Below are 24,896 nucleotides of genomic sequence, written 5' to 3'. Positions count from 1 at the left end.
CCTGACCCACACTACCGTCTCGCCACCTCGCGCTCCACTGCGGGGACGGGGCGCGTTCATACCATCTTTTCTTTACGAGTAAAGAAAAGTGACATCTCACACGTTCCAAAACGGCCAACCCCGTACAGCCGCGCCAGCAGCTAGAAGCAATAAAACCCCACCCATAAGAGGCACCCCCGCGTCAGCGGGCCACCACCACCACCACCACTTCAGTCAATCCTGATTTCAATCAATCCTGATATCCGCCGCCTTCACCACCTTCGCCCACTTCACGATCTCGCTGCGCTGGAACTCGGCAAACTCCCCGGGCGACATCCCCGATGGCTCCATGCCCAGCTTCTCCAGCCGCGCCTGCATGTCCGGCGTCTTGATGATCGCCGAGATCTCCTTGTACAAGCGGTCCACGATCGGCTTGGGCGTATTGGCCGGCGCGAAGATGGCTTGCCAGGATTCCAGCTCGTAGCCGCTGACGCCGGCCTCGGCCATCGTCGGTACATTCGGCATGCTCTTGATGCGCCTGGCGGAAGTTACCGCCAGCGCCCGCAGCTTGCCCGAGTCGATATGCTGGGCCGCCACCACGGTCGTGTCGAACATCATCGGCACCTGCCCCGCCATCACGTCCTGGATCGCCGGGCCGCTGCCCTTGTAGGGAATGTGCGTGATCTTGATGCCGGCCAGGCTCTTGAACAATTCACCGGCCAGGTGCTGCGAGGTGCCGTTGCCGGCAGAGGCGAAGGCGAGCGTATCCGGCTTGGCCTTGGCTTCGGCCACGATGTCCTTCACCGTCTTGAACGGGCTGCCGGCGCTGACTACCAGCACATTGGCATTGGTGCCGATCAGCGTGATGGGGGCGAAGGACTTGACCACGTCATACGGCATCTTCGGGTACAGGCTGGCATTGATCGCGTGCGAGCTGATGGTGCCGCCGAGGATGGTGTAGCCATCGGGCGCGGCCTTGGAGGCGTAGTCGGAGCCGATATTGCCGCCAGCGCCGGGGCGGTTCTCCACCACCACGGTGGTGCCGAGCGCCTGGCCCAGGCGCTGGCCGATCAGGCGCGCCAGGGTGTCGGTGGTGCCGCCGGGCGGGAACGGCACCACATAGGTGATCGGCTTGCTGGGCCAGCTGGCCTGGGCGGATGCGCTCAGCGGGAGGGCGGCGGCAGCCAGGGTCGCCGCGGCGGCCAGCAGCGCTAGGGCTTGGCGTTTCATGGGGTTGGGTCTCCTTGGTTCTTATTGGGATGGTGAAGCGATGATGAAGCGATGGCGGGACGCTAGTTAAGCGCTAGTGGATCTCCGGCTCGCCGTCCTCCGGGGCATCGACCGGTTCCAGGAAATCAAAGTCGCAGCCCTTGTCCGCCTGGCTGACGTGGCGCAGGTAGAGCTTGCCGTAGCCGCGCTCGAACTTGGGCACGGGCGCGACCCAGGCGGCGCGGCGGTGCGCCATCTCTTCGTCGCCGATCAGCAGGTTGAGCTTGCGGGCCGGCACGTCCAGCTCGATCAGGTCGCCGTCGCGCACGAAGGCGAGCGGGCCGCCCACATACGATTCCGGCGCCACGTGCAGCACGCACGCGCCGTAGCTGGTGCCGCTCATGCGCGCATCCGAGATGCGCACCATGTCGCGCACGCCTTGCTTGAGCAGCTTCTGCGGAATCGGCAACTGGCCCCATTCCGGCATGCCGGGCGCGCCTTGCGGGCCGGCGTTCTGCAGCACGATCACGCAGCTGGCATCGATATCCAGCTCTGGGTCGTCGATGCGGGCCGCCATGTCGTTGTAGTCGCGGAACACCACGGCGCGGCCGGTGTGGCGCAGCAGGTCCTGCTGCGCGGCCGGGGGCTTGATCACGGCGCCGTCCGGGGCGAGGTTGCCGCGCAGCACGGCCAGCCCGTCGCTGGCCACCAGCGGCTTGTCGCGCGGGCGGATCACGTCGTCATTGAACACGCGGGCGCCTGCCAGGTTCTCGCCGAGCGTGCGGCCATCGACGGTGAGCGTGCCGGTATCGAGCAGGTCGCCCATCTGCGCGAGCATCGCGCGCAGGCCGCCGGCGTAGTAAAAGTCTTCCATGAGGTACTGGCCCGACGGACGGATATTGGCCAGCACCGGCGTGCTGCGCGCCAGTTCGTCGTAGCGATCCAGCGATAGCGCATGGCCGGCGCGGCGCGCCAGCGCGATCAGGTGGACGATGGCGTTGGTGGAGCCGGACAGCGCCAGCGCGGTGCGCACGCCGTTGTCGATGGCGGCGGGCGTGACGATCTCCGACGGCTTCAGGTCTTGCCACACCATCTCGACGATGCGCCGGCCCGACAGCGAGGCCATTTGCGCATGGCGCGAATCCGGCGCGGGAATCGACGAGGCGCCGGACAGGCACATGCCGATGGCCTCCACCACGGCCGTCATGGTCGATGCCGTGCCCATTGTCATGCAATGCCCCGGCGAGCGCGCGATGCCGTCTTCGATGCCTTGCCAGTCCTGCTCGGTGATATTGCCGGCGCGCAGCTCGGCCCAGTACTTCCAGGTATCCGAGCCGGAGCCCAGCGTCACGCCGTTCCAGTTGCCGCGCAGCATCGGCCCGGCCGGCACGAAGAGGGTGGGCAGGTCCATCGCCAGCGCGCCCATCAGCAAGGCGGGCGTGGTCTTGTCGCAGCCGCCCAGCAGCACGCAGCCGTCCGCTGGGTAGGAGCGCAGCAGTTCCTCCGTCTCCATCGCCAGCAGGTTGCGGTAGAGCATGGTGGTGGGCTTCTGGAACGGCTCGGACAGGCTCATCGCCGGCATCTCCACCGGGAAGCCGCCCGCTTGCCAGATGCCACGCTTGACCTCTTCGGCGCGCTGGCGGAAGTGGCTGTGGCAGGGGTTGATGTCGCTCCAGGTGTTGATGATGGCGACAACCGGCTTGCCGGCGTAGTCGGCGCGGCTGTAGCCCATCTGCGCGGTGCGCGAGCGGTGGCCGAAGGCGCGCAGGTCGTTGGCGCCGTACCAGCGGTGGCTGCGCAGCTCCTCTGGCCGCTTGCGGGGCCGGTCTTGCGGCTTCTTGCCTGCGGGGTTTGTGGACATGGGCTGTCTCCTCTGATCGGTAGCGTCGTGGCGACGTCTGCTTTTTTTTTGTCTGGCCCCGGCGGGCGGCCGTCCTGCTTCTCCAGCGCCGAAGACAGCAGATGATAGCGCTGTCATTTGTCGCCCACAACGCATGCGTGCTCGGGGTTAACCCGTCGCGCGCCCCGGCATCGCAGCCCGCGGCGCGGCGCGGGCGCTATCATGGCGCCCATGCCGGCCCTGCGCGCATCCGGCTTTCTTTGCTTCCTTGACCACATTCATGGCCTCATCCCGCAAGCCAACCGCTCCTCGCGCCAGCCCTGGTTCTGCCCTTTCCACCGCGCCCACGCCAGCCCCTGCCGGCCGCGCCACCGGCAGCGTCACGCTGGCTGACGTGGCCAAGATCGCAGGCGTTTCGCCGATCACCGTGTCGCGCGTGGTCAACCAGCCCGGGCTGGTCGCAGCGGGCACCGTGGCGCGCGTGCAGGAGGCCATCCAGCGCACCGGCTACGTGCCCAACCTGCTGGCCGGCGGCCTGGCCTCGCGGCGCAGCCGGCTGATCGCGGCCATCGTGCCGACCATCGCCAACTCGATCTTTGCGGACACCATCCAGGCGCTGACCGACCGATTCTCGCAAGCGGGCTACCAGATGATGCTGGGCTTGTCCGGCTATGCCGCCACGCGCGAGCAGGACCTGCTGGCCGCCATCCTCTCGCGCCGCCCGGACGGCATCGTGCTGACCGGCATCGCGCACACCGCCGACACGCGCCGGCGCTTGCTGGCCGCGCGCGTGCCGGTGGTGGAGACCTGGGACATCACGCCCACGCCGATCGACATGCTGGTGGGCTTCTCGCACGAGAAGGTGGGCCAGACGGTGGCCGAGTTCCTGTATGCGCGCGGCTATCGCAAGCCCGCCATCCTGTCGGCCAGCGACCAGCGCGCCGAGTCGCGCCGCCTAGGCTTTCTCGACGCGTTCGGCCGCCACGGCATCACGGAAGTGCCGAGCAGCATCGTGCCCGCGCCATCCAGCCTGGGACTTGGCCGCGAGGGGCTGGCGCGGCTGCTCGATGGCGGCGCGCAGCCGGACGTGGTGTTCTGCAGCTCGGACACGCTGGCGCAGGGCGCGCTCTCGGAAGCCCGCGCGCGCGGGCTGACGGTGCCGGAGCAGCTCGCGGTGATGGGCTTTGGCGATCTCAACTTTGCCGCGCATACCTATCCGGCGTTGTCGACGGTGCGCATCGACGGCCCGGCCATCGGCCGTACCGCCGCCGAATGCCTGCTGGCCCGCATCGACGGACGCGAAGTGGGGGAGCGCATCATCGACCTGGGATTCGAGGTCATCCAGCGCGAGAGCGCCTGACGCCTGAGCCTGGGCGCTGCCCTGCGGCGCGGCGCCGGACGCGTTATGATTGCGCTACCATCCAACGCTGTATTTCTTCCCTCGCCTCGCATCCATGTCCCAAGCCACGCTTATCCAGATCGGCTCGCTCGCGCCGCAGATCAATTCCCGCCTGCGCGAGCAGTACCAGGCCGTGCCGCTGTGGGAGCAGCCCGAGCCGCTGGCGTGGCTGCGCGAGCACGCGCAGCAGGCGCGCGTGGTGGTCACATCGGCGCGCCACGGCATCACCGCCGAGGCCATCGCGGCCATGCCCAGGCTCGCAGCCATCGTGAGCTTTGGCGTCGGCTATGACTCGATCGCGCTGGACGCGGCCCGCGCGCGCGGCATCCAGGTCAGCAACACGCCCGACGTGCTCAACGATTGCGTGGCCGACCTCGCCTTCGGCCTGCTGCTCGACACCGCCCGCGGCATCGCCCATGGCGACCGCTTCGTGCGCGCCGGCAAGTGGGGCAAGGACAACTTCCCGCTGACCACCCGCGTCTCCGGCAAGAAGCTCGGCATCCTGGGCCTGGGCCGCATCGGCGAGAAAGTGGCGCAGCGCGCCACTGGCTTCGGCATGGACATCGCGTACCACAACCGCCGGGCGCGCGCCGGCGCGCCGTGGCGCCACGAGCCGGACCTGAAGGCGCTGGCAGGCTGGGCGGATTTCCTGGCCGTGACCTGCGTGGGCGGCCCCGAGACCGAAGGGCTGGTATCGGCCGAAATCATCGAGGCGCTGGGCCCCAAGGGCATCCTGGTCAATGTGTCGCGCGGCAGCGTGGTGGACGAAGACGCGCTGGTGGCGGCCTTGCGCGACGGCCGCCTCGGCGGGGCCGGGCTGGACGTGTTCCGCGCCGAGCCGGAAGTGCCCGAGGCGCTGTTCGCGCTGGACAACGCCGTACTGGCCCCGCACGTGGCCAGCGGCACGCATGAAACCCGCGCGGCCATGGCCGGGCTGGTGTTCGACAACCTCGATGCGTTCCTTGGCACCGGCAAGGTGATCACGCCGGTACTCTGACGCGCTGGCAGGCCTCGCCCGCGCACGGCGCCGGTCCTATACTGGATCAGGCGGTGGATCAGGCGCCCGCCGCCCCGGCGGCGCCATCTCACCCTCGCGCGTCAGGAGGCAATGATGGGACGAAAATATATCGATTGCCGCGAGTTTCCGAGCGAGTCGAAGTGCACGGTGGCATTGAGCGCCGACACCGAAGACGAACTGCTCGAAGTCGCGGTCCAGCATGCGGTGCAGGTGCACCAGCACCAGGATGGCCCCGAACTGCGGCAGATGCTCAAGGGGGCATTCAAGGATGGCTCGCCGCCCGCGTGAGCACGGGAACGCTGGAACGCTGGAACGCAGGCCGCCGCCTGGCGAGGGCGGTGACCTGCCGTCCAGGTTCAGGCTCAGGTTGATGTTGGGTTTGAAGTGGCCGCTGTAGCCATCACGTCAAACACATGCGCTATCCTCACCAGCGTCAACGTCCGCCACCCAGCCACGCTCAATGAAAACCATCTACCTCGCCGGCTTCGACGTATTCCGCAAAGACGCCATCGCCTACGGCGAGACCCTCAAGGCCCGCTGTGCCCATTACGGCTTCCTTGGCCTCTATCCCCTCGACAAAGCCGCCCCGGCCGGCCTTTGCGGCCCCGACACCGCGCGCTGGATCTACGAGGCGAACATCAACCTGCTGCGCCGCGCCGACATGGTGATGGCCAACCTGGACGATTTCCGCGGGCCGGGCGAGCCGGACTCGGGCACGGCATTCGAAGTGGGATTCGCGATTGCGCTGCAAAAGCCGGTATGGGGCTACAGCAGCGACCGCGGCACGTTGCTGGACCGCGTGGCCGTTGCCGCCGATGAAACGCACGGCAAGGGCGAGCGGCTCGATGCGCGCGGCTTCGTGGTGGAGGATTTCGGCCTGGGCAAGAACCTGATGCTGGCCTGCTCGGCCAAGCTGGTGGCGGGAGACGCCGAGGCCTGCCTGGCGGCCATGGCCGAGTCGGAGCGGCGGCGCAGTTGCCGGGGCGCGTCGGCGCCGGCGGAGGATTGATTCCGCCGCGGGCGGGACCTGCGTCCCGCCGCGCCGCTACTTCGCCGCTACTTCGCCGTGCTTCGGCGCAGTGTTTCCACGCCGGCCGCGATATCGTCCGCGGTGCTTGCCACGATCTGGCGGTAAGCCGCCACGACACCGTCCACCGCGCCCGGCGCGGGCAGCTCGGCCTGCGTGCGGCCGGCCTTGACCTTGCCGTCGGGCAGGCGGCGCACGGTCCAGTTGATGACGGCGCCGGCCCGCTGGCCCACGTCGGCGTCCAGCCGCACCACTTCGGTGGTGATGCGGAACACGGGCGCCACTTCCGACAAGCCTTGCTGGTAGGTGTCAACCGCACCTAGCCTGGCCTGCAGCTGTTGCGACAGCGCGTCGCGCAGCTCGTCCGGCAGCGGCGCGGACCAGCGCGACAGGTCCAGCAGCTTGAGCGCGTTGCCATCCTTGCCGTCACGCACCACCAGCTGTGGCCGGTTGAGGCGTTCAGGCACGCGCACCGGCGCAACCTCGATCCACACCGGCTGCGCCTGCGGAGCCCGCGCCGGCGCGGCGGCCTGTCCTTCGGCGCCGGCGGCGGCAGCGGGACCCTGGGCCAGCGTGTAGTAGCGCGGATCGGGCGAGGCGCAGCCCGCCAGCAGCGCGGCGCCAAGCGCGAGGGGCAGCAACAGGCGGTGGCGGGTCATCTCTATGCGGGTCATCATCATTTCTCCGGCTTGCCGCGCACCAGCGCTTCAGGGTGGCGTTCCAGGTATTCGGTCAGCGTGCGCAGCGACACCGCGGTGCGCGTGAGCTCCTGCATCATGCGGCGCGTGTCTTGCTGCAGCGGGGCATCCGAGGCGAGCGTGCCGTTGGCTGCGTTCAACGTCTTGCGCGCATCCTGCAGCGCGGCCAGCACCTGGGGCGCCACGTCGCCGTTGAGCTGGGCGACCAGTTTGTCGGCGCTGGTCATCATGGTGTTGAGCGTGGCCATCGACGTGCGCAGGTCCTGGCCGATCTGCTCGAACGGCACCTTGTCGATCTTGTTGACGATATCGCCCAGCTTGGCCTGCAACTCGTCGAACGCGCCCGGCGTGGTAGCCAGTTCAGGCATGGTGCCATCCAGGTTGACGTTGGCCGGCGGCGCCTTGGGGAAGAAATCCAGCGCGACGTAGAGCTGGCCGGTCAGCAGGTTGCCGGTGCGCAACTGGGCGCGCATGCCGCGCTTGATCAGCGTCTGGACGATATTGCGGGCACGGTTGACGTCCTCCACGTCACGCGCCCGGAAGCCCATGCGCGAGGGGTACAGTTCCACCACCACCGGCAGGCGGAAAGCCTTCTTCTCGACCTGGTACTCGATGCCGATCGAGCGCACCTGACCCACGACCACGCCGCGGAAATCCACCGGCGCGCCGGGCGAGAGCCCGCGCACGGACTGGTCGAAGTTCAGCACGGCGAGAGAAGGCGCGATTTCTTCCGGCTCCTTCATCGCCTCGGTCTGGTCGCTGGCTAGCAGGAACTGGGTGTTCTCGTTGGCGGCATCCGTCGCCTTGGAGTCATCCGGGGCCTGGAAGGCCACGCCGCCGAGCAGCACCGTCACCAGCGATTGGGTGTTGAGCTTGAAGCCACCGGCATCGAGCTTGATGTCCACGCCGCTGGCGTGCCAGAAGCGCGAGTCGGCCGTGACCAGCTTGTCGTAGGGCTTGTTGATGAACACGCGCAGCGACAGGTCGCGCCCGTTGGGCTCCAGCTGGTAAGCCACCACCTGGCCGACCTGCACGCGGCGGTAGTAGACAGGCGAGCCGATGTCGAGCGAGCCGAGATCGGTGGCGCGCAGCAAGAACTGCTTGCCGGAGGCATCGGTGGTGACGGCGGGCGGCACTTCCAGCCCGGTGAAGTCGCGCACGCGCTCCTCCGACTTGCCGGCGTCAACGCCGATATAGGCGCCGGACAGCAGGGTGCTCAGCCCGGAGATGCCGCTGGTGGCAAAGCGCGGGCGCACCACCCAGAAGCGCGTGTCCTTGGTGGAAAAGCTTTCCGCATCCTGGGTCAGGTCGATCTTGGCGACCACGTGCGAGTGGTCGCCGGACAGCCGCACGGACTTGACCAGGCCGATGTCCACGTCCTTGTAGCGTACCGGCGTCTTGCCCGGGACCAGGCCCTCGGCGGTGCGGAACGTGACCGTGATCTCGGGGCCGCGCTCGGTGAGCGTGTGGATCAGCAGCGACAGGCCAACCACCGCCGCCACGATCGGGATCAGCCAGACCAGCGAGGGCAGCCAGCGCGCCCGGCGGCGGCGCTCCGGCGCCGGTGGCTGCGAGGAAGGAGAGGGAGGGGACTGGTCTAGGTCAGGCATCGTTTGTATCCATCGAATCCCACAGCAGGCGCGGGTCGAAACTGAGTGAAGCCAGCATGGTGAGCACCACCACGGAGCCGAACGCCATGGCGCCGGCGCCCGGGATGATGGTGGCGAGTGCCCCGGCGCGCACCAGCGAAGCCAGCAGCGCCACCACGAAAATATCCAGCATCGACCAACGGCCGATGATTTCCACCAGCCCGTACAGCCTGGTCTGCTGGCGAATCCGCCAGCGCGAGCGGAAGTGCACGGACAGCAGCAACAGCGCGAGGATGATCATCTTCAGCAGCGGCACCACGATGCTGGCGATCAGCACCACGATGGCCAGCATGTTGGAGCCCGACAACCATAGGTAGACCACGCCGGAAAAGATGGTGTCGCGCTGCGTGCCCAGGATGGACTGCGTCACCATGACCGGCAGCAGGTTGGCGGGAATATAAAGGATGAGGGCGGACAACAGGAACGCCCAGGTGCGGGCGAGGCTGTTCGGCTTGCGGTGATGCAGCGTGGCGCCGCAGCGCGGGCAGGGCTCGCCTTGCATCGCGAGCGGGCTGAGCGCGTCGCAGGCGTGGCAGGACACCAGGCCCATCGACGTGGCGGTAGGCACCTGCGGCAGCGGCTTGGTTTCGTCGTCGTCGGTCAGCTCTGCCACCACGTTGGCGGCCAGGCGGCGCGAGCGCGCCAGCGCGGCGGCGCCTGCCGGGAGCTTGGGGGTCGGGGCGCTCATCGGGGCGCCTCCTCGTCCAGGTGCTGCCACAGATCGCGCGGATCGAACGACAGCATCGCGGCCAGCACGATCACCAGCGCGGCGAACGACCACAGCGCCACGCCCGGCAACACCTGCGCCATGGTCGAGAGCTTGACCAGCGTGACCAGCACGCCAATCATGAAGACTTCGATCATGCCCCACGGCCGGGTTTGCTGGATGCCGCGCACGATGCGCTCGAAGCCCGGCGGCATCCGGTGGCGCGCCATCGGCACCAGCAGGTAGAGCATCATCAGCAGCTCGGACAAGGGAAACAGGATGGTGGTGGCGAACACCAGCACGGCCACCAGCGTCATGTTGTCCGCGTAGAGCGCCTGCACCGCGCCCCATAGCGTGGTTTCGGTGCGCACGCCCTTGAGATCCATCTCGACGATGGGATAGGCGTTGGACACCAGGAACAGGATCAGCGCGGCAATGACCAGCGGCAGCAGCCGCGCATAGGCCCGCGAGCTATCGCGGTAGAGCTGGCCGCCGCAGCGCAGGCACAGCGCGCGCTCGCCTGGCTCCAGCTCGGTGCGCTGGTAGACCGCATCGCAGTACTCACAGGCCACCAGCCGGGCCAGCTCGGCCTGGGTGGGCGGCGGTGCCAATGGCTGGGGTTCGGGACCGCTGATTTCGCTCATGCCTTGCCGGAACCCGCCGCGTCCTCGGCGGTGGTGATGGGCTTGCCTTGCGCCAGCGCGGGCGGCGGATCGGCCAGGTGCTGCGAGCCGATGGTCCAGTCGCGCAGCAGCGCGTAGGCCACCGCCAGCAGGGTCGGGCCGATAAACACGCCGAGGAAGCCGAAGGCCAGCGCACCGCCGAACACGCCCAGCATGACCCAGATCAGCGGCATGTCGGTGCCCTTGCTGATGAGGAGCGGCTTGATGATGTTGTCGGCCATGCTGACCACGCCCACGCCCCACACCACCATGAAGATGGCCCAGCCAAGCGAGCCGGTGTGGTAAAGCCAGAGCGCGGCGGGAATCCACACCAGCGGCGGGCCGACCGGGATCACGGACAGGAAGAAAGTGATGAAGCCGAGGATGGCGGCGCCGGGCACGCCGGCGATCCAGAAGCCGATGCCGGCCAGCAAGGCCTGCACGAAGGCGGTGCCCAGCACGCCGTAGACCACGCCCTTGACGGTGTTGCCGGCCAGCGCCAGCAGGTGGTCGGCACGCTCGCCGGCAATGCGGCGCATGCCAGCGCGCAGCCACGCCACCGCAAACTCGCCGCCGGTATAGAAAAAGAACGCCAGCACGATCGACAGCGCCAGCTGGCCCAGCCCGGCGCCGATCGACAGCCCGGCGCCCAGCACCACATGGCCCACGGGTGCAATCAGCTTGCGCAGGTTGGCGACCATCTCGGAGTCGGCATGGATCACCTTGTCCCAGGAGCTTTGCAGGTAGTCGCCCACATACGGCAGGCCGGTCAGCCACCCGGGCAGCGCGGGCGCGCCGTGATCGAAGAACTGGTCGACCAGGCCGGACAGCTCGTCGATGTGCGCGGAGATGCTGGCGCCGGCATAGACAAAGGGGCCGAGCACGATGACCGCGGCCAGCAGCACGCAGATCAGGGCCGCCAGGCTGCGCCGGTTGCCCATCCAGCGCGAGAGCACCGTATAGGGGTACCACGAGCTGAAGGCGAGGATGGCGCCCCACAGCAGCGCGGTGGTAAAGGGCGCGAGCACCAGCAGCGAGCCGCCGATCAGCACGATCAGTGCAAGGATGGCGGCGAGTTTTTCAATCAGTTGGCCGGAATTCATCGGGTGCTTCTCCTGGACTGCCGGTGTGACGTGAACGGCGACAATATATAGGAAAACCCGTAGCCCGCCGGAGGCAGGCGGCATTGCGGGGGCTGCAATGTTGCATTGCGGGACGCCGGGCGCGCTATGTGCTGCGCAGGCCTTCCCCGAACGTCTCACGATGCCATACCTCGGTGACATCTTCCAGCAGCGTGAGAAAGGGGTCCAGTGCGGGCAGGCCGTGGTCGCGCCGCACGGTGGCATAAAGGTCGGCGGCCAGCCCCGGTTCGTCCAGCGTGAGGAAGGCGACATCCTCCCGCGGCGCGCCCGACAGCGAGCGCGGCAGCGCGCTCACCCCCACGCCGGCGCCCACCAGGCTCAGCACCGTCTGCGGATCCACCGACTCGTGCAGCACGCGCGGGTGGAAGCCATTGCGCACGCAGGCGGCCAGCAAGCTGCGGATCACCGGGCTTTGTGTATTAAGCAGCACAAATGGCTCCGCCGCCAGCGCTTTCAGCCGGATCCGGCCGCTAGCCGCCAGCGGATGGCCGGCCGGCAACGCGGCCATCAGCGGCTGCGGATCGACGCGGATCGACCGCAATTCCTCCCGCCCCGTAGCGCTGGAGGCAAAGCCGACGTCGATCTGGCCACGCACCAGCGCCTCGCCCTGCTGGTCGGGGAGCATCTCGTGCAGGGTCCACTCCACCGCCGGGTTGCGCACCTGGAACAGCCGCATGGTGCGGGGCAGGGGGCCGTACATCACCGAATTGATGATGCCGATGCGCAGGTAGTCCTCCAGCCCGTCGGCCACGCGCAGCACCATTTTCCGGGTCGAGTCCAGGTCGGCCACGATGTCGCGCGCCCGCGTCAGCAGCGCCTCGCACAGCAGCATCCTGCTGGCTTGCGTGATGTCGGTGGCATTGAACCTGTTGTTCAATGGCATGGCGCGTGCCGATGCACACGCCATGCCGGCGGCGGGCGGGTTGCAGGCGAGCCGCTAGCGCCCGCGCGGGTCAGCTTGCCGGCTGCGCATCCGGTTCCACTTTTGCCGGCGGGCCTTGTTCGAGCAGCGCGGCGATCAGGTCCGATTGCGTGACGATGCCCAGCAGCCGCTGCCGGGCATCCACCACCGGCACCTGATGCAGGCCGCCATCGGAAAACGCCCGCGCCAGCTCCACCATGGGTTGCTCCGCCCGGGCCGTAGCCATGCCGGTGTGCATCAGGTCCTTGGCAGTTCCCGCACGGACCTGCCCCTCGGCGCCACTGCGCGCGGCGAGAAGATCCGCCAACCCAAGCATGCCAAGCAGGCGCCGCTGCGCATCCACCACCGGCAGCGCCTGGATCCCATGCTTGAACAACAGGGCGCGCGCCTCCAGGCCACTCTGCCCGGGCTCCACCGTCACCACGTCCCGCGACATGATGTCCCCACACCGCACATCGCCAAAGTGCCGGCGATACGCCCGCAACTGCGCGGCCACCAGGATGTCTTCCAGGTCGTCTTCCTCGATGTCCAGGAACTCGCCGCGCGCCTTGAGCACTTCGTCCAGATCGCTGCGGTTGAATCCCACCCGCTCGCTCGGCAGCGGATCGGCGGTGCGGTGCGGGTTGGCGTGTTCGACGGGACGGTGCGGATAGCGCCGGCGCATCAGGTTGTTGAACAACAGCGCCACCAGTAGCAGCAACATCGAGTTGACGGCGACCGGCATCACCACGAAGCCAAAGCCAAGCTGGGTCACAGCGTGGCCGCCGAACACCGCGGTAATCGCCACCGCGCCGCTGGGCGGGTGCACGCAGCGCAACTGGAACATGGCGACGATGGCCAGCGCCACGGCCACCGAGGCGGCCAGCCCGGGCTCGGGGATCCAGCGCGCACAGGCCACGCCGATCAGCGCCGCCACCAGGTTGCCGCCGATGATGGACCAAGGCTGCGCCAGCGGGCTCGCCGGCACGGCGAACAGCAGTACCGCGGAGGCGCCCATCGGGGCGATGAACCAGGGGTTGAAGCCGCCCAGCAGGTGACGGCTGATCCATTCGGTGAGCAGCAGGCCGACCAGCGCGCCCAAGCAGCTCTTGACGCGCTCGCGGCGGCCGGCGGCGATGGGGGTGGGGGCAAACGCGCGCAGCCACGCACGTGCCCGGCCTGGCGGGAAGTCGGCTAAGGAGGGGGCCTGGGATGGCGGCATGGGGCTTTTTTTTTGGGGTTGTGCGGGCGAATGCGCGCAATAACGCACCTGGATCGCCTTGGCATCGCGCTCCGGAAATCCAGCGCGCAAATATATCATGACGTGATACATTTCGCTTTCGCGCAGCGGGATCAACCCGCCATCCCGCATCCCGTCCTCCGCCTACTTTCCCGATCCTGGCCATGCACTTCGAAAAACGCGACTACGCCGTCGACCGCCGGCTGCTCCTGCTGGCGGCGCTGGCGCCCCTCATCGGGGCCATCAGCACGGCGGCTGCCGTGCTGCTGCTGAACCTGATCCGGTTCTTCACCAATCTCTTCTTCTATCAGACCCTGTCGCTGGCGGATCGCTCGCCGGCGCAGCATGCGCTGGGGGCATGGGTCATCGTGGTGCCGGCAGTCGGCGGTCTGCTGGTGGGCCTGATGGCGCGCTATGGCAGCGACAAGATCCGTGGCCACGGCATCCCGGAAGCCATCGAGGCCGTGCTGTTCGGCAAGAGCAAGATGTCGCCCCGGGTGGCCGTGCTCAAGCCGCTGTCATCCGGCATCGTGATCGGCAGCGGCGGGCCGTTTGGCGCGGAGGGCCCGATCATCATGACCGGCGGCTCGATCGCCTCGCTGCTCGCGCAGTACCTGCATCTCACCGCGGCCGAGCGCAAGACGCTGCTGGTAGCGGGTGCCTGCGCCGGCATGACGGCGATCTTCGGCACGCCGGTGGCGGCGGTGCTGCTGGCCGTGGAGCTGTTGCTGTTCGAGCTGCGCCCGCGCAGCCTGCTGCCGGTGGCGCTGGCTTGCGCGGTAGCCGGCTTCCTGCGCACGATGGTGTTCGAGCCCGGCCCCTTGTTTGCGCTGCAGACTGCGTCGGCAAGCACCATGGCGCTGGGCTCGTGCATCGTTGCCGGGCTGCTTTGCGGCGTGCTGGGCGCCGCGCTGACGTTGGCGCTCTATCGCACCGAGGACCAGTTCTCCAAGCTCAAGCTGCACTGGATGTGGTGGCCGGCAATCGGCGGGCTGGTGGTGGGCATTGGCGGGTACTTCGAGCCGCGCGCGCTGGGCGTGGGCTATGACGTGATCGCGGACCTGTTGCACAACCGCATGGCGATCGGCGTGGTGGTGGCGCTGCTGACGGTCAAGGCCATCATCTGGGTGGCAGCGCTGGGGTCTGGCACGTCGGGTGGCGTGCTGGCCCCGTTGCTGATGCTGGGCGCGGGCCTTGGCGTGGCGCTGGCGCCGTGGCTGCCCGGTGCCTCGCCGCAGTTGTGGGCGCTGGTGTGCATGGCGGGTGTGCTGGGCAGCGTGCTTGGCGCGCCGCTGACCGCCATCGTCTTCGCTTTCGGCCTGACGCACGACAGCAACGCATTGCTGCCGCTGCTGCTGACCGTGGCGGTGGCGCATGGCTTCACGGTGCTGACCATGAAGCGCTCGATCATGACCGAGAAGATCGCGCGCCGGGGCCTGCATATCTATCGCGAGTATGGCGTGGATCCGCTCGAGCGCCAGCACGTGGCGGATCTGATGACCACGGCCGTGGTCAGCGTGGATGGCGAGCAGCCGGTCCACGTCTTGTGGGCCAGCCACTTTGGCGAGCACGCGCCGCATCGCGGCTATCCGGTCGTGTGCGCGGCGCGTGTGGTCGGCATGCTGGAGCGCAACGCGCTGCGCGGGCGGGAGGCATCGATGGAGAGCGGCCGCGCGCTGATGGCGCCGCTGCAGCCGCACCAGGTGCTGCTGCCGGCGCAGACCGCGCGCATTGCCGCGGGCCGCATGGCGGAGCTCGGCGTCAGCCGGCTGCCAGTGGTGGCCGACCTGGATTCCATGCGGCTGGTCGGCGTGGTCTCGCTACGTGACCTGCTGCGCCCTAGCGGCCAGGTGCTGCACGAGGAAACGCGGCGCGAACGGCTGCGCGGCGCCGCCGCGGCATAAGCGCGCCTCGCGCCGCTCAAAGCTTGTAGCTGGACAGCAGGATGCTGGTTTCCGTGGCGGCAATGCCATCGATCAGCCGGATGCGGTCCAGCGTGCGGTCGAAGGCTTCCAGCGAATCCGCGCGCAGCTCGGCAATGATGTCCCAGCGCCCGTTGGTGGTGTGCATGGCCTGCACATTGGGCTCGCCGCGCAGCGCCTGCAGCACCGCGCGCGCCTTGTTGCCTTCGACTGCGATGGTCATCCAGGCACGGATGCGGTGCGCTTCGGCTTCGGGCTTCAGCCGCACCGTGTAGCCCACGATCAGTCCTTCTTTTTCCAGCTTGTCGATGCGGTTCTGCACGGTGGCGCGCGAGACGCGCAGCGCCTTGGCCAGGGCGGTGGCCGGCATGCGCGCGTTGTCGCGCAGCAGGGCCAGCAACTGGCGGTCGGTGTCGTCCATGGTGGTTCCTGTGGGGGGCGAGAGGTGCTTTTTCCTGCATGATCGTCGCGACTGGCGATGTGCCAATTCTAGCTGGCGTTTTGCCACGCGGCGCAGGCAAATTGTGCAATTTGCTGGCTTTTAGTTAGCGCGGCAGTGCACCAGAATGCAGGCATTCCAAAGCACTGACTGACCCCCTTCACCCGTCACCCGTCACCCGTCACCCATCACCCAAAGGAGCCAGCGTGATCCACCAGCCCACCATCTTGCTTGTCGAGCCCACCCACTATGACGTGTCGTACAGCATCAACCCGTGGATGGACCCCGGCCTCTGGGCTAGCGACCCGCGCGGCATGCATCGCAATGCGGTGGCGTCCTTCGAATCCCTGCATGCGGCCCTGCAGGCGGCCGGCTTCACGGTGGAAACCGCGCCCGGCGCGCCCGGCCTGCCCGACATGGTGTTCCCCGCCAATGCCGCCGTGGTGCTGGACGGCCACGCCGTGCTGGCGCGCTTTCGCTATCCCCAACGGGCCGGCGAGGAAGCGCCCTTTGCGCGGATCTTCGAGGGCTTGCGCGCGCGCGGCCTGATCGACTCCGTCAGCCTGCTGCCCGAAGGCTGCTACCAGGAAGGCGCTGGCGATTGCATCTGGGATGCCGTGCGCGGCCATTTCTGGGCCGGCTTCGGCCCGCGCTCCTCGCGCGCCGCGGCCGATGCCATGGCGCGCCATTTCGGCCGCGAGGTTGTCGCGCTGGAGCTCGCCACGGAGCAGAGCTATCACCTCGACGTGTGCTTCTGCCCGCTGTCCGGCGGCGAGATCCTCTACTACCCGCCGGCCTTTACGCAGGACGCCCAGCGCACCTTGCGCGAGCGCGTCCCGGCCAGCCTGCGCATCGAAGCGAGCGAGGACGACCTGCGCCACTTCAGCGTCAATGCGGTCAACCTGCATGACCAGGTGGTGATGACGCGCACCACGCCGCACCTGCGCGCCGAACTGGGCCAGCGCGGCTACCAGTTGCGCGAGGTGGACCTGTCGCCGTACATGCTGTCCGGCGGCGGCGCCTACTGCATGACGCTGCGCCTGGACCGCACCAGCGGGCCGGCCCGGGCAAGCGTCGCGGCCGACGGCGCCGCGGTGGCGGCATGAGCGCGAAGCGCGAGCAAAAACCGATACCGAGCCAGCAAGGGAGAACATCATGAAGGAGATCGCCATGACCCGCTTTCTGGACGCCGCCGATGTGGCGGCGCTGGTGCGCGCCACGGGCGTCGTCAACGCCATTGCGCAGATGGCGCATCACATTCGCCAGGACTTTGTGCGCTGGGACGCATTCGATAAATCCGCGCGGCTGGCGACGCACTCCGTCGACGGGGTGATCGAGCTGATGCCGGTGAGCGACGCCGTGCAATACGCGTTCAAGTACGTCAACGGCCATCCGCGCAATGCGCAGAACGCCATGCCGACGGTGATGGCTTTTGGCGTGCTGGCGGAAGTGGCGACCGGCTTCCCGCTGCTGCTGTGCGACCTCACGCTGGCCACCGCGTTGCGCACCGCCGCCACGTCGGCGCTAGCCGCGCAGGCGATGGCGCGGCCCGGCGCCGCCACGCTGGCGCTGATCGGCAACGGCGCGCAGGCGGAGTTCCAGGCACTGGCCTTCCATGCCATGGTGGGCATCCGGGAGATCCGCGCCTACGACATCGATCCCGCTGCAACGGCGCGGCTCGCGCGCAACCTGCAAGGCGTGCAGGGGCTGAAGGTGGTGGCGGTGGACTCCGTGCGCGCAGCCGTGCAGGGCGCCGACATCATCAGCACCGTCACCGCCGACAAGACGCGGGCTACCATCCTCACGCCTGACCTGGCCGCGCCCGGCGTGCATATCAACGCGGTAGGCGGCGATTGCCCGGGCAAGACCGAACTGCACCCGCAGATCCTGCGCCAGGCGCGCATTGTGGTCGAGTACGCGCCGCAGACCCGCATCGAAGGCGAGATGCAGCAATTGCCACCGGATACGCCGGTGACGGAGTTGTGGGAGGTTTTATCCGGCCGGGTGGCCGGGCGCACCGAAACGGGGCAGGTGACGGTGTTCGACTCGGTGGGGTTTGCGCTGGAGGATTACTCCGCGCTGCGCTGGCTCCATGCCGCGGCCCACGCGCAGCATCGCGGCAGCCACGTGGAGCTCGTGGCGACGCCGCCGGATCCCCGCAATCTCTATGGCTGGATGATGGACGCCGGGGTGCCGCAGCCCGTGCGCGAGCCACTGGCGGCGCTGGCCTGAAGCGGCGGCACATGCCACAACGCCGCAGTCGTGCGGGTCACGAGACTGCGGCGTTGTGGTGTGCGGTATATAGCGAGTGCCACGCCCACGGGTAAGGGGCAAGGCAAGCCGGGCGGCCGGGTGACGGCCGGGCAGATAGCTGCCGGTGAAACGTCCTGGACAGGGTCTTGGCGATGTGCAGGCCGATCAGCCGGCTGCGCCCCGGGTCATCATCAGTTGCGCGCGCAGGAAGCCTTTGACTTCTTCCAGCGAGGGCGTCTTCAGGAACACCATGATGCCCCATTGCTGTAGCGCATCGGCCACGCCGTCATAGGCCTGGCGGTTGGTGATCACGGCGAAGATGACGTTCTGGCGCGCAAAGAAGTTCTGCAGCTTCTCGATGGTGGCCGACTCGGCGTCAGTGAGTTCTTCCACGTAGTACAGCACCACTCGCGGATGCGAGCTGACCGAAGTAATGATGGTATCCACCACGTCCTCCACCACCACGCTTTTCAGGGGCAAACCCCATTTGCCCAGTTGCGCGTGGATACGTTGGGCTTCCTGGTGGTTCGGGTGGAACACCACCAGGTCGAGTTCATGCACAGACGGAAGTTCCTGCCCCACGCGCGTGGCCAGCAGACGATGCACAGTCTCCTTATGTATGCGCCGGTGGCCACCGTTGGTTTTCCAGGCCCCGAGTTCGCCACGTTCCACCATCTTCTGCACCGTGCCCAATGACACATTGAGCAGCTTCGCGGCGGTACGCGTACTGTAGTAAGGCTTCTCAGCCAGTTCTGAATCCAGTTTCATCCGTTCACCCGTTAACTAAATACACCGCACTGCGAGAGGATCAGCAGTGACAGCGCGAGCTTTCCGCGCTGGTTTTGGGCTTGGCAATGCAAGGCAACGCGAGCAATGAGGACGGTTGCGTGCTGGCACCATTATTAGGCCTCTTGCGTAACCTGCCCTCGCATCGGGGGCGGCGGGAGCGACGGTGCTCCCACGGTTGTGCAACGGCATGATCTATGTCACTGGTGCCTGATTCTCCCAACGGAAGAATGCCAGCCTCGAATCATATGCGGTATCGAACATAAGCAACCAGACGGCGTGTCAAATATTTCGAAATCGCATTGAACGCTCCCACTTCTGGGTTTAAACGCATATTGCCGCGTTTTGGCAGACACGGGCGAGCGGGAATTTATCGCAAACATTACATACATCCGAAGTGCTTCCGCCGGGCGCTCCCAGTGTCGGAACGTATAGCGCACATGGCCGCGTGGCCACTCGCCGCAGGCATGACAAAAAGGGCGTGGGCAGCGTGTCGCTTGCCGTCAGGGATTTCGCCCGCCAGCCACCACCGCGGTGCGCCGGGTCGATGTGACTGGGGTGACTGGCCGGTTGCTGAATTCACCTTCCCCATCAGTTGCCATACCCGGCATCGGGAGGGACGGGCGCACGGGTGCCGGCGCGCCTTCCGGGCACACGGACTCGGGATCTGGCGCGGGCAGCGCCATGGACCTTTCCAGTTCGCGCGTCTTGAGCACGATGAAGTATTCGTAGATCGACTGCAGCATGGCGTAGGTGAGCCCGGCCCGTCCATCGAGAAAGCCGCGCTTGCCCAGATACAGGATCGCGAACTTGACGAGGGGGCGCATCGGCAGGCGGAAGAACAGTTCCTTCTGGTGCGCGCGGCGCCGGTGGAAATCCGTCGCGAACAGGGCTTCGGCCAGGCTGAACGCCACCTCGCCGCGCCGGTTCTCGATGATCTGCATCGCTTCCAGCCCGCTGTAATTGTTGTGGCGGGTGATCCAGTGGGTCACGCCTTTGCTGAACGGGTAGTGATCGAGGTAGCCCGTCAGCTCGCCGGCCGGGCCGTCGGGAATCGACACCGGGTTTACCAGGCGCTCGTAGCGCATCCGCTCCGGCCGGAACAAACGCAGGTAGAAGGGAGATGTCTGTACATGGCGCAGCCACGTGTCGAGGAAAAAGTCGCGCCGTTGCACCCGGAACGCGACCTCGTCGCGCGCCGCGCGCACCGCGGCCCGGGCTTGCGCCACAAGCTCGGGCGTCATGCGCTCGTCGGCGTCGATGTAGAACACCCAGGGATGGCGGAAACCGATGTGCTGCAGGCCCCAGTTCTGGTGGCTGGCCCAGTTGTCGAAGACGCGTTGCGTGACATGCGCGCCAAAGTGCTGCGCGATCGCCACCGTGGCGTCGGTGCTCATCGAGTCGTACACGTGAATGTCGTCCGACCAGGCCACGCTTTGCAGGCAGCCCGGCAGGTCCTGCTCCTCGTTGCGGGTCAGGATCAGCACGGAGATGCCCGGCGCTTGCAAGGGCTGGTCAGGCTGGGGGCTTGGCATGTCTGACTCTCGTGCTGATGGCGCGGGCCGGGATGCCCCCGTAGACGGTCCACGGCGTGCGCAGGCTTTTGCTCACCACCGCGCGCGGCGCGATCACCGCGCCCTCGGCCAGCGTCACCCCGGGCGAGACAAAGGCTTCGGCGCAGATCCACACGTGCGCCGCAAGCACGATGGGATGGGCTACCAGCTGGAAGTTGGCGCTGTTGTAGTCGTGCGTGCCGGTGCACAGGTGCGCGCCCTGCGAGACCACGCAGAAATCGCCGATGACGATCGGCGCCATGTTGTACAGCGTGACGCCATCGGCCACGCCGACATGGCTGCCCACGCGCAGGTTCCACGGCGCCCAGATCTTCGCGCCCGGATAGATATGCACATGCGGGCCCAGTTGCGCCCCGAACAAACGCAGCAGCGCCGCGCGCCACGCATGCAGCGGGCGCGGGCTTGGCCGGAACAGGCACAACCAGGCCCAGTGCCAGAGCTGGCGCTGAATCCGGTTGCCCAGCGAGAACGAAGCGCCGGTAGTCGGGTCGTTTCCTTGAAGGATCATCGTCGGTCCGCTCCTGCTTGTTGGCGGCTTCGCAATACGCGGCAAGGCCCGGCAGCCAAGGAGGCGACCACGGTGCGGGCCAGCACCGCGATCGCCGAACCCGGCCGAAGCCAGGCTTTGTCCCGCACCGGCCGCGCCAGGCACGGCAAGGTGCAAGGCACGCGGGAAGGGGTGAAACCATAGTGGCGCGGCGTGCGCGCCGCTTCGGTGCGGCACCTCACACAAGGAAAGGCGAAGCGCAAGGAAGCGGGAGGGAGGCGGGAGAGAAGCGAGAGGGAAGCGAGAGGGAAGCGAGAGGGAAGCGAGAGGGAAGCGAGAGGGAAGCGAGAGGGTAGCGGGAAAGCCGCAACGCAAGCTGCGCGCAAGCCGTTGCGGTTCAGCCGGTGGCAGCTAGCGCCGCCACCCGGAAAATCTCAACGCCTGGAATCTCAAAGCCGGTATTTCCTGACCTTATCGAACAAGGTCGTCTTGGCAATGCCCAGCGCCTCGCTGGCGCGGCTGAGGTTCCCCTCATGCTTGCGCATGGCGTCGGCAATCATGGCCCGCTCGAACTGTTCCACGGCCTGCGCCAGCGGCAGCGCCGCCGGCTCGGCGGTGCCTTGTCCCGGATTGCACCCCAGCCCCAGCACATGGCGCTCAGCCAGGTTGCGCAGTTCGCGCACATTGCCCGGCCACGGATAGGCCATCAGCGCAGCGAGTTCCGCCGGCGTGGCGGGCTGCGCCTCGCGCTCGAAGCGCAGCGCCGCCTGCGCGATAAAATGCTCGAACAGCGGCGGCACGTCTTCGCGCCGCTCGCGCAGCGGCGGCAGTTCCAGCGTCACCACGTTGAGCCGGTAGTACAGGTCGGCGCGGAACTGGCCGGCCGCTGAGAGCGCCTTCAAGTCTGCCTTGGTGGCCGCGACCACACGGGTGTTGACCGGCACCGGCGTATTGGAGCCAAGCCGCTCCACCACGCGCTCCTGCAGCACCCGCAGCAGCTTGATCTGCATCTGCATCGGCATGCTCTCGATCTCGTCGAGGAACAGCGTGCCGCCCTCGGCGTGCTCGATCTTGCCGATGCGCCGCCGCGCCGCGCCGGTAAACGAGCCGGCCTCGTGGCCGAAGATCTCGCTTTCGAACAGCTGCTCGGGCAGGCCGCCGCAATTGATCGGCACGAAGTGCCGCGCGCGCCGCGAGCTTGCTTCGTGCAGGCAACGGGCGACCAGTTCCTTGCCGGTGCCGGTCTCGCCGTGGATGAGCACGTTGGCGGCGGTATCGGCCAGGTCGGCGATCAGCTTGCGCAGCCGTTCGATGGATGGCGAATGGCCAATCAGGCGCGCCTGCAAGGTGTCGCGCCCGGCCAGCTTCCTGCGCAGCTCGGCCACTTCCAGCACCAGCCGGCGCTTTTCCAGCGCGCGCTGCGTGACCTCGACCAGACGCTCCGGCGAGAACGGTTTTTCCAGGAAGTGGTAGGCGCCGGCCTTCATGGCCTGCACGGCCAGGCTGACGTCGCCGTGGCCCGTGACCATCACCACCGGCAGCGCGTCGTCGCGCGAGCGCAGCTCATGCAGCAGCGCCATGCCGTCGATGCCGGGCAGGCGGATGTCGCTCACCACCACGCCGGGGAAATGGCTGCCGACTTCGCGCAGGGCGGCTTCGGCGCTCGCCACGGCACGCGTGGCAATGCCTTCGAGCCGCAGCGCTTGCTCGCAGCCCAGGCGCACGTCGGGGTCGTCTTCGACGATCAGCACGGTCAGCGGCGCGGGGTCGATCGCGTCGGGGGAGTCGGCGTTGTTCGGGTCAGTTGCCATGGCGGCTCTCCGGGTCAAGCCTGGCCAGCGGCAGCACCAGCGTGAAGCACGCGCCGCCGTCGGGGTGATTGCTGGCCTCCAGGCTGCCGCCGACCTCGTCCAGGATGCCGGCCGACAGCGTCAGGCCCAGGCCCAGCCCCTGTCCTGCCGGCTTGGTGGTGAAGAACGGCTCGAACAGCCGCGCGAAGGCTTCCTCGGACAGCCCGGGGCCGTTGTCGCGGATGGTCAGGTGCAGCTTGCTGCCCGCCAGGTGGCTGCGCAGCTCCAGCTGGGGCGCGGGGCTGCCGGCCAGCGCGTCGAGCGCGTTGCCGATCAGGTTGACCAGCACCTGTTCCAGCCGGTTGGGGTCGCACGTCACCATCAGGTCCGGCTCGATCTGCCGGACCAGCGCCGGGTGTACCGCCTGCAGGCGTGTATCGAGCAGGAACAGGGCGTTGTCCACAGCGTCGTCCAGCGGCGCCAGGCGGCCGGCGGTGCCGCCATTGCCAGGCTTGCGCGCGAATGACTTGAGCGCGCCGGTGATACGCCCCATGCGCTCCACCAAGCCGATGATGGTGCCGAGGTTGGCTTGCGCGGTGGCATTGTCGCCGCGCTCGAGGAATTTCTGGGTATTGCCCGAGAGCGTGCGCAGGGCCGCCAGGGGCTGGTTGAGCTCGTGCGCGATGCCGGTGGACATCTGGCCGACGGCGGCCAGCTTGCCAGCCTGCAGCAGGCCATCCTGGGCCTGGCGCAAGGTGGCCTCGGTGCGGATGCGTTCGGCGACTTCCGCCTGCAGATGCTGGTTGGCGGCGGACAGGTCCGCGGTGCGCTCCGCCACCTTGCGCTCCAGTTCGCCGTTGGCGGCCTCCAGCGCGGCGCGCGCGGCCATGCGCTCGCTGGCGATGCGCCGGCGCACGTTCCAGGCCGCCGCCAGCAGCAACAGGAAGGCGGTCACCACGCCGGCCAGCGCGGCGGTGATGAGCGCGGCCACGCGGGCCTGCGAGGTGTTGGTCAGCAGCGTCAGGTGCCAGTCGGTGCCAACCAGTTCGGCGTTCTGCGCCAGCATGGGCGGGCCGCTGCGCAGGCGGACCAGGGTGTCGCTGTCGGACAGCTTGCGCACCGGCGTGAGTTCCAGCTGCGGGAGCGCGGCGCGGTTGTATTGCAGGTTGCGTTGCAGCCGCTCGCGCAGCTCGGGGGCCAGCGGCTTGAGCGCGCCCAGTTTCAGGGACGGGTCGGAGGCCAGGATCACCACGCCGTTCTCGTCCGTCAGCAGCATCTGGGCATCGGCGCCTTGCCAGCGGTTCTCCAGGGGTTCCAGCCCCACCTTGACGACCGCTACGCCGCTTGGCTTGTGGCGATCGCCCAGCGGCGCCGAGAGGTAGTAGCCGGCCTCGCTGCGGGTGGTGCCCACGCCATAGAAGCGGCCCAGCTGGCCGTCCGCGGCGTCGCTGAAGTAGGGGCGGAAGCTCAGGTCTTCGCCCAGGTAGCTGTCGGGGCGCTGCCAGTTGCTGGTGGCGAGCACGTGGCCGCGGGCATCGAGCACGAACACCACGCGGGTGCCGGCGCGGGCATTGACCGCGGCCAGGTACTGGTTGGCGGCCTCGACGCGTGCCGGGTCGTTCGGGTGCGCCAGCAGGGTAGCGATCTTGTCGTCCAGCGAGAGCAGGCTGGGCACGTAGTCATAGCGCGCCAGCTCGCTCGACAGGGCCTGCCCGTACAGGCGCAGCTGCACCTGGCCGCGCTCGCCCTGGCGCGCCAGGGCGTTGTCGTAGCTGTACCGGTAGCCCAAGGCGCCAGCCAGCCCGATCAGCATCGCCAGCGCCAGCATGGCCATGAGGGGCACCCATGGGCGCAGGCGTCTGGCACGAGCGGAGGTATCGTGCGGGGCGCCTTGCGGGGTAGCGTGTGAAGGGAGCGGGCCGGTCATGGGAGCGGGCGGAATGCGCAGGAAGCGAAGGCGATGGAACTCGGTCGCGGGCAGCGTACCCGACGGGTTAAGACTGCAGGCGCCAGCAAAAGTGCATCGTGCAAAGGGGTAAGAGTAGGGGTAGGAGCGCCAATGTGCACATTGTGCGATGGCGGCACCGCGGCGACCCCGTCTTTTACCACATCACGGTTTTCCGGCCCCCGGAAACAAAAAAAGGCCCGGCCACCTGATCGGTGGCCGGGCCTTGG

22 protein-coding genes are annotated in these 24,896 nt (G+C 68.0%); 7 read left to right on the top strand and 15 right to left on the bottom strand.

Translation table 11 applies throughout. The features are described from left to right. Positions 1-225: 225 nt before the first annotated feature. Both AC1DS3_RS04870 and araD read right to left on the bottom strand, forming a co-directional pair. The gene (locus AC1DS3_RS04870) at positions 226-1,209 is read right to left on the bottom strand and encodes a tripartite tricarboxylate transporter substrate binding protein (RefSeq protein WP_416047749.1); all 984 of its coding nucleotides are present in this window, start codon (positions 1,207-1,209) and stop codon (positions 226-228) included. 73 nt (positions 1,210-1,282) lie between these two features. After that, complete coding sequence (gene araD / locus AC1DS3_RS04865; RefSeq protein WP_441640925.1) at positions 1,283-3,049, bottom strand: L-arabinonate dehydratase; 1,767 nt, start codon at positions 3,047-3,049, stop codon at positions 1,283-1,285. A 259-nt stretch (positions 3,050-3,308) separates the two neighbouring features. On the opposite strand from araD, the gene AC1DS3_RS04860 reads away from it, so the two are divergent. The 4 genes from AC1DS3_RS04860 to AC1DS3_RS04845 all read left to right on the top strand — a co-directional run bounded on the left by AC1DS3_RS04860 (position 3,309) and on the right by AC1DS3_RS04845 (position 6,454). Then, the gene (locus AC1DS3_RS04860; RefSeq protein ID WP_441640926.1) at positions 3,309-4,388 is read left to right on the top strand and encodes a LacI family DNA-binding transcriptional regulator; all 1,080 of its coding nucleotides are present in this window, start codon (positions 3,309-3,311) and stop codon (positions 4,386-4,388) included. Positions 4,389-4,482: 94 nt separating this feature from the next. Next, positions 4,483-5,424, top strand: a complete 942-nt coding sequence (locus AC1DS3_RS04855) for a 2-hydroxyacid dehydrogenase (protein WP_441640927.1) — start codon at positions 4,483-4,485, stop codon at positions 5,422-5,424. A 114-nt stretch (positions 5,425-5,538) separates the two neighbouring features. Then, entirely contained in the window at positions 5,539-5,733 is a 195-nt protein-coding gene (locus AC1DS3_RS04850) for a DUF1059 domain-containing protein (RefSeq protein ID WP_006160277.1), read from the top strand. 172 nt (positions 5,734-5,905) lie between these two features. Continuing rightward, positions 5,906-6,454, top strand: a complete 549-nt coding sequence (locus AC1DS3_RS04845) for a nucleoside 2-deoxyribosyltransferase (protein ID WP_441640928.1) — start codon at positions 5,906-5,908, stop codon at positions 6,452-6,454. Between the two features lie 47 nt (positions 6,455-6,501). On the opposite strand, the gene AC1DS3_RS04840 is transcribed toward AC1DS3_RS04845, so the two are convergent. The 7 genes from AC1DS3_RS04840 to AC1DS3_RS04810 form a co-directional block, all read right to left on the bottom strand. After that, positions 6,502-7,149: a PqiC family protein gene (locus AC1DS3_RS04840; RefSeq protein ID WP_441640929.1), complete on the bottom strand. Its 648-nt coding sequence runs from the start codon at positions 7,147-7,149 to the stop codon at positions 6,502-6,504. Further along, positions 7,149-8,780, bottom strand: coding sequence for a PqiB family protein (locus AC1DS3_RS04835; protein WP_441640930.1), 1,632 nt, complete (start codon positions 8,778-8,780; stop codon positions 7,149-7,151). The genes AC1DS3_RS04840 and AC1DS3_RS04835 overlap by 1 nt, the downstream gene beginning before the upstream one ends. Then, complete coding sequence (locus AC1DS3_RS04830; protein ID WP_441640931.1) at positions 8,773-9,507, bottom strand: paraquat-inducible protein A; 735 nt, start codon at positions 9,505-9,507, stop codon at positions 8,773-8,775. Before AC1DS3_RS04830 ends, AC1DS3_RS04835 begins: the two co-directional genes overlap by 8 nt. After that, entirely contained in the window at positions 9,504-10,169 is a 666-nt protein-coding gene (locus AC1DS3_RS04825) for a paraquat-inducible protein A (protein ID WP_441640932.1), read from the bottom strand. Before AC1DS3_RS04825 ends, AC1DS3_RS04830 begins: the two co-directional genes overlap by 4 nt. Next, positions 10,166-11,290, bottom strand: coding sequence for an AI-2E family transporter (locus tag AC1DS3_RS04820; protein WP_441640933.1), 1,125 nt, complete (start codon positions 11,288-11,290; stop codon positions 10,166-10,168). The genes AC1DS3_RS04825 and AC1DS3_RS04820 overlap by 4 nt, the downstream gene beginning before the upstream one ends. A gap of 124 nt (positions 11,291-11,414) precedes the next feature. Continuing rightward, positions 11,415-12,212 (bottom strand): LysR family substrate-binding domain-containing protein, encoded by a 798-nt coding sequence (locus AC1DS3_RS04815; protein WP_441640934.1) that lies wholly within the window; start codon positions 12,210-12,212, stop codon positions 11,415-11,417. Between the two features lie 70 nt (positions 12,213-12,282). Further along, positions 12,283-13,452 (bottom strand): HPP family protein, encoded by a 1,170-nt coding sequence (locus tag AC1DS3_RS04810; protein WP_441640935.1) that lies wholly within the window; start codon positions 13,450-13,452, stop codon positions 12,283-12,285. Positions 13,453-13,634: 182 nt separating this feature from the next. Between AC1DS3_RS04810 and AC1DS3_RS04805 the strand changes: the two genes are divergently transcribed. Further along, on the top strand, positions 13,635-15,374 hold the full coding sequence (locus tag AC1DS3_RS04805; RefSeq protein WP_441640936.1) for a chloride channel protein: 1,740 nt from the start codon (positions 13,635-13,637) through the stop codon (positions 15,372-15,374). Positions 15,375-15,390: 16 nt separating this feature from the next. On the opposite strand, the gene AC1DS3_RS04800 is transcribed toward AC1DS3_RS04805, so the two are convergent. Continuing rightward, a complete protein-coding gene (locus tag AC1DS3_RS04800; RefSeq protein WP_174426231.1) occupies positions 15,391-15,813 on the bottom strand; it encodes an Lrp/AsnC family transcriptional regulator in 423 nt (140 codons plus the stop codon). A gap of 224 nt (positions 15,814-16,037) precedes the next feature. Here AC1DS3_RS04800 and AC1DS3_RS04795 point away from each other — a divergent pair, with 224 nt between their 5' ends. Together AC1DS3_RS04795 and AC1DS3_RS04790 are read left to right on the top strand one after the other, a co-directional pair. Next, the gene (locus AC1DS3_RS04795; protein ID WP_441640937.1) at positions 16,038-16,937 is read left to right on the top strand and encodes a dimethylarginine dimethylaminohydrolase family protein; all 900 of its coding nucleotides are present in this window, start codon (positions 16,038-16,040) and stop codon (positions 16,935-16,937) included. A gap of 49 nt (positions 16,938-16,986) precedes the next feature. Next, positions 16,987-18,063: an ornithine cyclodeaminase gene (locus AC1DS3_RS04790; RefSeq protein WP_441640938.1), complete on the top strand. Its 1,077-nt coding sequence runs from the start codon at positions 16,987-16,989 to the stop codon at positions 18,061-18,063. Positions 18,064-18,249: 186 nt separating this feature from the next. Here the strand turns inward: AC1DS3_RS04790 and AC1DS3_RS04785 are convergent, their stop codons facing one another. The 5 genes from AC1DS3_RS04785 to AC1DS3_RS04765 form a co-directional block, all read right to left on the bottom strand. Then, positions 18,250-18,852 carry a helix-turn-helix domain-containing protein gene (locus tag AC1DS3_RS04785; protein ID WP_006160260.1) on the bottom strand — a complete coding sequence of 201 codons (603 nt, stop codon included), beginning with the start codon at positions 18,850-18,852 and terminating at the stop codon, positions 18,250-18,252. Positions 18,853-19,373: 521 nt separating this feature from the next. Then, entirely contained in the window at positions 19,374-20,405 is a 1,032-nt protein-coding gene (locus tag AC1DS3_RS04780) for a glycosyltransferase family 2 protein (protein WP_441640939.1), read from the bottom strand. Continuing rightward, positions 20,386-20,952: an LbetaH domain-containing protein gene (locus AC1DS3_RS04775; RefSeq protein ID WP_441640940.1), complete on the bottom strand. Its 567-nt coding sequence runs from the start codon at positions 20,950-20,952 to the stop codon at positions 20,386-20,388. The genes AC1DS3_RS04780 and AC1DS3_RS04775 overlap by 20 nt, the downstream gene beginning before the upstream one ends. Before the next feature lie 428 nt (positions 20,953-21,380). Continuing rightward, positions 21,381-22,742, bottom strand: coding sequence for a sigma-54-dependent transcriptional regulator (locus tag AC1DS3_RS04770; protein ID WP_441640941.1), 1,362 nt, complete (start codon positions 22,740-22,742; stop codon positions 21,381-21,383). Continuing rightward, positions 22,732-24,648: a sensor histidine kinase gene (locus AC1DS3_RS04765; RefSeq protein ID WP_477109637.1), complete on the bottom strand. Its 1,917-nt coding sequence runs from the start codon at positions 24,646-24,648 to the stop codon at positions 22,732-22,734. The genes AC1DS3_RS04770 and AC1DS3_RS04765 overlap by 11 nt, the downstream gene beginning before the upstream one ends. Positions 24,649-24,896 lie beyond the last annotated feature (248 nt).

The organism is Cupriavidus sp. 01L46 (genome assembly GCF_056399905.1).
The sequence above is the reverse complement of the archived record's forward strand: the minus strand, read 5'-3'. Positions and strand labels throughout refer to the sequence as shown.